Origin of the sequence: Allobosea sp. MMO-172 (assembly GCF_037147855.1) — a bacterium.
Classification (GTDB): Bacteria; Pseudomonadota; Alphaproteobacteria; order Rhizobiales; family Beijerinckiaceae; genus Allobosea.
The window spans coordinates 1-9,071 of the sequence record NZ_JBBCUM010000034.1 but is presented as its reverse complement, the minus strand read 5'-3'; the positions used below and the strand labels follow the sequence as shown (position 1 = coordinate 9,071).

Here is a 9,071-nt window from a genome sequence, read left to right as displayed (position 1 = left end):
CTGGAACACCGGCACAGGATCGGAGGTGATGCGGCGCATCGCCGTGCCGATGATCGGCGGCATGGTCTCATCGGCCGTGCTGACGCTGCTGGTGATCCCGGCGATCTACGGGCTTATCAAGGGCTGGCGGCTGCCGCAGGGCGCGTTGCCAAGCCCGGCTGTACCGCTACCAGCGCAGGCGGGCGCCTCTCACACACGTCCGGTTCCGGGCAGTGATGCGGTGTCAATCTAGAGATGGGCCAGTCTCATTGCGCGGTAGTCGCCGAGTGCCGCTCTCTTCCCTCTTGCGACCTTCGTAGCGTTAACAAATAGAGAGAACTGTACGCCCCTCGGGAAGCCGCCGGCCGACGGTGGGCGTACACGCGTCATCGAAACTCTGGGCCACGCCGAGGAGCCTGAAACCTCTCAGATTCAGGTGCTTGCCGGCCCTTCAGTGTTCTTTGTACCTAATGCCGGTTCAATGGTCGTTGTCTCTCCTCCTGGAAAGCTTGACGCCTGGCGGGAAGGTGAAAGCGCTGTCATCTAATGGCAAGAGCGAGAGCCGCATGTGCGCGTAGCTGCTGGAGGCTCTCGTCTGTCGGCCTTGTCCTCGAGGACAGCTGTCACCTTATCAGAGTGAAGATAGGATGGCGTAAAAAGCGATTGTTGGGTTCTTTGGGTAGTTGAATTTCCCGGGAATGGCTAAGCGAGGAGCGCGCCAATGGCGTCCGAGGTTCACCCCCTAGTCAACGGCCCAGTACCTTCCTTCATCGTGGCTCCAGGGGAAATAGACACCCTGCTGGTGGTTGCAGGAGTGATCCTGCTCGCGTGCATTCTGGCTGTCGGATTGATCTTCCTCAGGTTGCATAGCTTGCCGGAGCGGATGGCCCATAAAACAAAGAAGATTCAATTTGAATTCGTTGCAGTACTCGGCCTTCTTTCATTGCTTACCGGCGTACATATATTCTGGGTGGCGGGCTTGCTTCTTGCTCTGATCGATATTCCTGACTTTCCAAGCATCTTTGGTAGGATGGCTAACGCGCTCGAAAAGATCTCCGGCGCCACCCCTCGGCCGAGGGTTGGAGACCGCCCCGACGAAACGGAGCCTAGCGACGGCTTGTCTGAAGAGCGCTCGCGGACGCAACCTGTCGCTCCAGGGCCCGGTACGCACTGAAGGCGCCCGCCGCTCGAACGATTGGTACGTCTCATCGAGTAATGACGGGTCATTCTGCCGACCGGGCTCGCATCAATTCTGCGACAAATGACTTAACCAGCCTGGTTTTCTGCGAGTCAGGTCGGAATAGAAGGATGCTCTTGAAGTACACCGCTGGCTCGAACGGGCGAAATTCCAAGCCTCGCATTGCGAACCCCTCTGCAGCTGCCGGATTTGTGATCCCTATCCCGACGCCGCTGAGCGCCAACGCGCACAGCGTTCCAGAACTAGGTGTCTCGACAATTGTTTTCGGCACCACTCCTTCGGCCTGAAGGATCGCATCAAGGCGACGACGAGCACGATCCTCTGGCGCTAGGGCGATGAAGCGGACGCCATCCAAGTCCTTCGGTGAGATTGCAGATTTGCTTGCCAGCGCGTGTCCGGGGGGCAATGCGCAAACCGCTCGCACGCTGGCGAACGCCTGATGTTCGAGGCCGGTCAGGTCGACCTCGTCAGCTGCAAGTCCGATATCAAACCCTCCGGTACTTACTAGTTCTCTGACCACCGACGAAGCATGAATCTGAAGGTTAACGGCAATCTCGGGCTGCTTTTGGTGGAACTTGTAGATCGCCCGCGGGACCAGCGTTGCCCCCAGCGCAGCCAGACTGGCAATTCTGAGCGAGCCAGCTCCGAAATCTCTGATGCGAGCAGCTTCAGCCCGGATGCGATCCAGGCCAACGAAGCTCTTTTCGACCTCGTTTAGCAGCATCTGCGCCTCGGGGGTCGGGACAAGCCGCCCCTTGATCCGCTCGAAGAGAACGAACCCAACTCCCTTTTCCAGTTCGGCGATCGTCCGGCTCACAGCGGGCTGGGTGATGTCGAGCAATTCGGCCGCCCTGGACGCCGAGCCGCTCAACATCACCGCGCGAAAGGTCTCCAACTGCCGGTAGTTCAAAGCGGGCATCCTATCAGATTCAGGCATAGAACTATGCCATGAAGTCAGTTGTTTTCATACGATCGTCGCCTACGGTTTGTCCAACTTCGAGGACGCCCATGCACGATCTAACGCTCTGTGTTCATCACCCGGCTGTTTCCCATGACGGCTTTGTCAGCCTTGCAGTTCCGACGTATCGGGCGTCCACGATCGTCTACGACGACGCAGAATCCTTCGCGCGCAGAAAGCAGCGCGGTCCTGACGGTTACAGCTATGGCTTGCAGGGAACGCCCACGACGCGAACCCTTGAGGCGCAGATCACCGCTTTGCATGGCGGTGTTCGGACAGTGCTGGCACCGTCGGGCCAAGGGGCCGTGGCGCTGGTCATGCTGGCCGTTCTGGTGCCCGGAGACCACGTTCTTATTCCGGATACCGTCTACCCGCCCGTCCGAGATTTTTGCATCAATTACCTCGCTCCACGGGGCATAACGTTTACCGCCTACGATCCCCTCCTTGGAGAGAAGATCGCTTCGCTTATCGACGATCGAACTCGTTTGATCTGGGTCGAGTCGCCGGGTTCTGGAACGATGGAGGTCCAAGACCTCCCTGCGATCAGCCGTGTCGCGAAGGCCAAGGGTGTTCTCGTCGGCAGCGATAACACCTGGGCGAGCCCGCTCCTTTTCAAGCCCTTAGAGCATGGCGCAGATTTCGTGGTCGAAGCCCTCACCAAATACGTAGGGGGGCATTCGGATCTCCTGCTTGGCTCCGTGACTGTCGCGGACCTCGGATTGCGTCAGAAGCTCAAGGACACATTGCGTCTTCTCGGCATCGGCGTCTCCCCGGACGAGGTTTCCTTGGCGCTGCGCGGGATCGAAACCATGGGCCTACGCATGGCCCATACTGGCCGCGTCGCCGAGGAATTCGCTCGCCGGCTCAGCAATCAGCCTTCTGTCGAGCGCGTGCTCCATCCCGCATTGCCCGCATGCCCTGGGCACGATGTGTTCAAGCGCGACTTCAAGGGCGGCAGCGCCGTGTTCAGCATTGTTTTGAAGCCCGGCGCCGAGCGTAACCTCGATGCTGGGCTGAGCGCTCTGAATGTATTCGCCCTGGGCGCCTCATGGGGTGGGACGCGCAGTCTCGTGGCTCCAATGGCGATCAAAGAAGGCCGCACGGCCACCGTATGGGCGAGCGAGGGGACTGTCCTTCGCATCAGCATCGGCCTCGAGGATCCGGACGAGCTTTGGCGCGACCTTGAGAAGCTTCTGGGTGCACTGGAACTGCCCGACGCAAAAGTCGCCTAAACGCCAACCACCAAAAAAGGGGAAGAAACATGAAGTTCTTGAATAGCGCTCGGAACTGGGCGGCCTGTGCCGCGGCGGTTGGCTCGCTCACCGCGATGGCAACGGCGGCTCACGCGCAGCAGACCGTCGAGCAGATCAAGCAGCGAGGGTATGTGATCTGTGGCGCAAGCCAAGGAAATGTAGGGTTTTCCGCGCCGGACGAGAGTGGTGCCTGGAAAGGCCTCGACGTCGACACTTGTCGCGCAATCGCGGTTGCGATCTTCGGGGACAAGGAAAAGGCGCGTTTTGTGCCCTTGTCGGGCTCCCAGCGTCTCACTGCCCTACAGACCGGCGAAATCGACGTGTTGCCGCGCACCACGACGTGGACGCTGCGGCGCGATGCGAACGGCCTCAACTTCTCGTTCCCCAACTACTATGAGTACGACGCGTTCTTGCTCCCGAAGAAGCTCGGCGTCACCGAAACGAAGCAGATGAAGGGCGCATCGGTCTGTCTCCAAACGGGCTCGACCACTGAGGTCACCATTGCGGACCTGTCTCGTGAATTTAAGCTCGATCTCAAGCCAATTCTCTTCGACAACGTGCCCGCTACCCGACAGGCATTCTTCGGCGGGCGCTGCGATGCGTTGATCTCCGATGCCTCGGCGCTCGCAACCGCCCGGGCGACGCAAACCAAGAACCCGGATGATTACGTCATCGTCCCGGCCAGTGGACATTACGAGGCTTTGGCGCCGTCCGTCAGGCACGGCGACGATCGCTTCTACGACATCGTCAAGTGGTCATTCCAGGTCCTGATCGCGGCAGAAGACCTTGGCGTTACGCAGGCCAATGTCGATGAGCAGCTCAAGTCGAACGATCCTAGGGTCCAGCGCTTCCTCGGCGTCGAGCCAGGGAACGGTCAGGCGCTGGGGCTGGATGAGAAATGGGCTTACAACATCGTCAAGCAGCTCGGAAATTACGGCGAGATCTTCGACAAGCACATTGGCCAGAAGAGTCCAATCAAGCTCGATCGCGGGCCGAACAAGCTTCACAAGGACGGCGGGCTGATGTTCCCGCTCGTGTTCAACTAGTCCACCAGGACAGCGGGAGAGGCATTGCCTCTCCCGATGAGCGCGAGGGCGCGTCATGCTTCGTTTTTGGTTCGATCGCCGTGTTCGTTCGGCCGTCTGGCAAGTCGCGATCCTTGCGGCCTTCCTGGCGGCGATCGCCTGGCTGACGGCAAACACACTCGACAATCTGGCACGCCGTGGAATCCAGACTGGCTTCGGCTTTCTGACAAGGCCGGCGCGCTTCCCGATTTCAGAAGGCTTTCTCGCTTATGAGCCCACGCAAACATATCTGCGGGCATTCGCGGTCGGCCTTCTGAACACGATCTATGTGTCTGTGCTCGCGATCGGCGCCGCAATGGTGATCGGGTTCGTCATTGGACTGGCGCGTCGCTCCCTCAATCCGCTTGTGCGCGGCGTTGCCGCAAGCTTCGTCGAAGCGATGCGAAACACGCCCCTCGTGGTTCAATTGCTATTCTGGTACGCGGTCCTCACGATCGGGTTGCCGTCGCCTCGTGCGGCGTTGGAGCCTGCCCCGGGGCTGTTTCTTTCGCTGCGGGGACTCTTCTTCCCTTGGCCTATCTTAAGCGGATGGGCGGTCCCAGCCTGGATTGGGCTCGCGGCGGTCGCTCTCTCCGTCGGCACGGCCTGGTTCGGACGGACGGCTGGTCGGGCCCCGATTCCGCCTCCACGGGTAATTGCCATCGGAGGCCTGGGCCTAGCAGCGGCCTCCGGCTGGGCGGTTGGTGCGAGCCTGAGTTTCGATCGGCCTGCTTTGCAGGGGTTCAACTTCACCGGCGGTGCGACTCTGACCCCGGAGTTCATGGCACTGATGCTGGGACTCGTGCTCTACACGTCCGCCTTCATCGGCGAGATCGTCCGGAGCGGCATCGACGCCGTTCCGAAAGGGCAGTGGGAGGCCGCGCGGTCGCTGGGCTTGCGGGAGCCGCGGATTCTCTGGCTGGTCATTCTCCCTCAGGCCGTACGGTTGATGGTGCCGCCGATGACGAGCCAGTTCCTGAACGTTGTAAAAAACACGACCCTGGCGCTGGCCGTAGGCTATCCCGACTTTGCTTCCGTCATGGCCACGACGATCAACCAAACCGGCCAGGCGATCGAAGGCGTGCTGATTCTGATGGCGGTCTACCTGGTGATCAGCCTGTCCGTCTCGGCGCTGATGAACGGGTACAACAAGCGCATCATGCTGGTGACGCGATGACGGTTGCGGATTTCTCCTTGGAACAAACCTCTCCGGCGAGGTCGGGCGAAAAGACAGCCAGGCCCCCGGAGCGGCGCATGTCGCCTCTTTCGGTGCTGTTCGGCAGCTTGGGCAGTGCGGTGCTGACGATCGCACTCGGTGCGGTCCTGATCCTCGCGCTGCCACGCATCATCCAATGGGGTGTGATCGACAGCGTCTGGAGCGCAAACGACGGCGCGGCTTGCCGCGAAGCTACAGGAGCGTGCTGGGCGTTCCTGCGGGCCAAGTTCCGGCAGATCACCTTCGGGATCTATCCCCTCGATCAACAGTGGCGGCCGTTCTTGGCGATGATCCTGCTGTTCGCTTGCATCCTCTGGAGCCTGCCGCCCCGCAACTGGGGACGAAGCTTGCTCGTGCTCTGGGGCACGGCCATCGCGGCCTTCCTCATCCTGATGCAAGGAGGGTTGTTCAGTCTGGTGCCGGTGCCCAGCGCTTACTGGGGCGGTTTGCCGGTGACGCTGATCCTAGCGGTCTCCGCCCTAGGCATCGGCTTCCCGCTCGGCATCGTGCTCGCGCTTGGCCGGCGTTCTGCGATGGCTGTTCCCCGCATCCTCTCAACCGGTCTGATTGAGATCATCCGCGGGTTGCCACTGGTCAGCCTGCTCTTCATGTCGTCGATCATGCTGCCCATCATGCTTCCGGATGGGATGGCGATCGATAAGCTCGCTCGGGCTGGCGTGGCTCTCACCATTTTCTCAGCGGCCTATCTCGCGGAGATCGTGCGTGGCGGCTTGCAAGCCGTGCCTGCCGGACAAGAGGAAGCATCTCGGGCGCTAGGTTTGAGCTGGGGCCAGACCATGCGCCTGGTCGTCCTGCCCCAGGCCCTTCAGAAGGTGATCCCACCCCTCACCAACACGATCATCGTGATGGTCAAGAACACAGCCCTGGTTCTCGTGGTCGGACTTTTCGACCTACTCAGCTCCGGCAAGGCAGCGCTCACCGATCCGGCCTGGCCCAGCCCCTTCACGGAAACCTACCTTTTCATCGCCGCGATCTACTTCGTGATGTGCTTTGGGATCTCGCGATACAGCGCCTTCCTGGAACGAAGGGCGAGTATCGGGACGGCACGTTGACAACCGCGACAGCGACAAGGAGCTTTTCATGAACGTAAGCGTGAATGTGCTCGAATCCACCGACTCCGACGCCGTCGGAATGATCGGCGTCAACAAGTGGTACGGGGAGTTCCATGTGCTGCGCGACATCAACCTGAAGGTCGGCCGCGGCGAGAAGCTGGTCATCTGCGGCCCGTCCGGCTCGGGCAAGTCGACGATGATTCGCTGCATCAACCGGCTGGAAGAGCATCAGAAGGGCCAGATCGTCGTCGACGGCACGGAGCTGACCAACGATCTCAAGAAGATCGACGAGATCCGCCGCGATGTCGGCATGGTCTTCCAGCACTTCAACCTGTTCCCGCATCTGACGATCCTGGAGAATCTGACGCTGGCGCCGATCTGGGTGCGCAAGATGCCCAAGAGGGATGCCGAGGAGATCGGCATGCACTATCTCAAGCGCGTAAAGATTCCCGAGCAGGCGGCGAAATATCCGGGCCAGCTCTCGGGCGGCCAGCAGCAGCGCGTGGCGATCGCCCGCTCGCTGTGCATGAGCCCCAAGATCATGCTGTTCGACGAGCCGACCTCGGCGCTCGACCCCGAGATGGTCAAGGAGGTGCTCGACACCATGGTGAGCCTGGCCGACGAGGGCATGACCATGCTCTGCGTCACCCACGAGATGGGCTTCGCCCGCCAGGTCGCCGACCGTGTCATCTTCATGGATGCCGGCCAGATCGTCGAGATGAACACCCCCAACGAGTTCTTCAAGAACCCGCAGCACGAGCACACCAAGCTCTTGCTCTCCCAGATCCTGCACTGAGTATCAGCCTCAAGCACATCGGTTTGCGTTGGTAGTTCAGCGTGCTGCCGCCGGGCGATGTCGTAGAGGGGTTATCGGCGGACCGACCGCGCTTTCTCGGTCCGCCGCAAAGAGGCCAAGTGGGCGGAGAGGGTCTAGGAATAGGGCGTCCGCTCAGCGTGGTACCTAATCTCGCTCGCGCCGTGCTGCACTTTCGAGCTCCATCGGCCCGATGATCACTCCCTGGCGCAAGACTGTGCATGCGCGCAGGAAAGGCTGAGCCTGCGTTTCACGAAATATCTGAAGCGCCTCCACTGCCGTGGCTGCCTTGCGAGACGTCTTGGTTGCCCGGATTGTTGCTTTTATATTATACAGAGCCATAGTCCGCGTTGGATTATAAATTACTGGCTACTCGCACTCACAATTAGCGCGCTCTTTTTCCGTTACCACCCATATTCGAATCGCCAATAACGAGAACTAGACTCTCATTTGGCATCGTTACATAAGTCATGGTGTAATGTTTCACCGCGATACGCGATTTAACGTGTTATGGTAAAATTTCTGATCGGGAGTAACACCGATCTATAGCCACATTGTAAACCGTTCTATCAAAAGATATTTCTCTCATGGCAAAGATAGATCATTTAACAGGACCTGCATCTACTGCGCGCCAGGTGTTGGCTGCCCATTTTTTGCGGCATAGGCCCTGCATTATCGAAATTGGAAGCGGAAATAATCCGATATCGAACTATCTGGCCCACGATCCCGAAGTGGTTTATCTGGTCGATCCGAAACTCGGCGCTGCCTCGGCTTCGACTGCGACGAGGAGTTCATCGCCTAAGATCGTGCATCTTCGCGAGAAGTACCAGGCCAGCCAAATTTCGCCGGCGGGCCCGTTCGCGGTTGTCATTCTGGGCCTTTCCCTCAAGGGGCTCGGCCTCACGGCGGACATAAACGATCATCTCAGAAAGCTGCTTTCGGACGCGGACACCGTGGTTGTGGAATTCGCGAAGAACCACGAACGGGCAGTTTTCCAGTACGACTATATATGCTCGATCAGGGGTGAGAGCCCCGCAGTTGAAATCGACCTAAAATTGCATGATAAAGATGTGCTGCACGCAGGGTTCTCGGAGCGAAAATTTATCGTATTTGATCACAAAATGCTGGCGATGAGCCACTAAATGTAAAAATTACATTCAGTCATATGTATGATTCAAGAAGCCCTTTGTTTATTCTTACACTCCGGTAAAACGGCTTGAAATGGCTCGCATAGAGCTCTTCATTCCGGATATATTCATCAATGTTGGGCTTTTTCCTGAGCCCCATTCCATCTTTGTCATCGAAAAATTCGATGCCGTTCGTCACAAACGTCGCTCTCAACTTCCGGCTCGTGAGCGCTCGAATCGAACGCTTCTCGCCTTCGAACCCGCGTATCGCGTTTAACCCTGTGTTTCGGCGTGCAAGTTTGACCCCTTGAGGCGGGGGATCGGCGTCCAACTTTGACCCCCTTGAGCCGGTTTCGGTGAGACTGTCCGTTCTGGTTTCAGACGGGCGG

The 9,071-nt window shown here is 59.2% G+C and carries 10 protein-coding genes; 8 read left to right on the top strand and 2 right to left on the bottom strand.

What is annotated here, in order from left to right:
• Positions 1-232, top strand: a 232-nt coding sequence (locus tag WFK61_RS25870; RefSeq protein WP_336814924.1) for an efflux RND transporter permease subunit, incomplete at its 5' end; no start/stop codon positions are given.
• 468 nt (positions 233-700) lie between these two features.
• A complete protein-coding gene (locus tag WFK61_RS25865; protein WP_336814923.1) occupies positions 701-1,153 on the top strand; it encodes a hypothetical protein in 453 nt (150 codons plus the stop codon).
• A 49-nt stretch (positions 1,154-1,202) separates the two neighbouring features.
• On the opposite strand, the gene WFK61_RS25860 is transcribed toward WFK61_RS25865, so the two are convergent.
• The gene (locus tag WFK61_RS25860; RefSeq protein ID WP_336814922.1) at positions 1,203-2,087 is read right to left on the bottom strand and encodes a LysR substrate-binding domain-containing protein; all 885 of its coding nucleotides are present in this window, start codon (positions 2,085-2,087) and stop codon (positions 1,203-1,205) included.
• A gap of 98 nt (positions 2,088-2,185) precedes the next feature.
• On the opposite strand from WFK61_RS25860, the gene metC reads away from it, so the two are divergent.
• From metC to WFK61_RS25830, 6 genes are all read left to right on the top strand, one after another.
• Positions 2,186-3,367 carry a cystathionine beta-lyase gene (metC, locus tag WFK61_RS25855; RefSeq protein ID WP_336814921.1) on the top strand — a complete coding sequence of 394 codons (1,182 nt, stop codon included), beginning with the start codon at positions 2,186-2,188 and terminating at the stop codon, positions 3,365-3,367.
• Between the two features lie 29 nt (positions 3,368-3,396).
• Complete coding sequence (locus tag WFK61_RS25850; protein ID WP_336814920.1) at positions 3,397-4,434, top strand: amino acid ABC transporter substrate-binding protein; 1,038 nt, start codon at positions 3,397-3,399, stop codon at positions 4,432-4,434.
• Between the two features lie 55 nt (positions 4,435-4,489).
• On the top strand, positions 4,490-5,629 hold the full coding sequence (locus tag WFK61_RS25845; protein WP_336814919.1) for an amino acid ABC transporter permease: 1,140 nt from the start codon (positions 4,490-4,492) through the stop codon (positions 5,627-5,629).
• A 77-nt stretch (positions 5,630-5,706) separates the two neighbouring features.
• The gene (locus WFK61_RS25840) at positions 5,707-6,741 is read left to right on the top strand and encodes an amino acid ABC transporter permease (protein WP_336814918.1); all 1,035 of its coding nucleotides are present in this window, start codon (positions 5,707-5,709) and stop codon (positions 6,739-6,741) included.
• A gap of 28 nt (positions 6,742-6,769) precedes the next feature.
• Positions 6,770-7,537 (top strand): amino acid ABC transporter ATP-binding protein, encoded by a 768-nt coding sequence (locus WFK61_RS25835; RefSeq protein WP_336814917.1) that lies wholly within the window; start codon positions 6,770-6,772, stop codon positions 7,535-7,537.
• Positions 7,538-8,142: 605 nt separating this feature from the next.
• Positions 8,143-8,697, top strand: coding sequence for a hypothetical protein (locus WFK61_RS25830; RefSeq protein ID WP_336814916.1), 555 nt, complete (start codon positions 8,143-8,145; stop codon positions 8,695-8,697).
• 19 nt (positions 8,698-8,716) lie between these two features.
• On the opposite strand, the gene WFK61_RS25825 is transcribed toward WFK61_RS25830, so the two are convergent.
• On the bottom strand, positions 8,717-9,071 hold a 355-nt coding region (locus WFK61_RS25825), incomplete at its 5' end, for a hypothetical protein (RefSeq protein WP_336814915.1).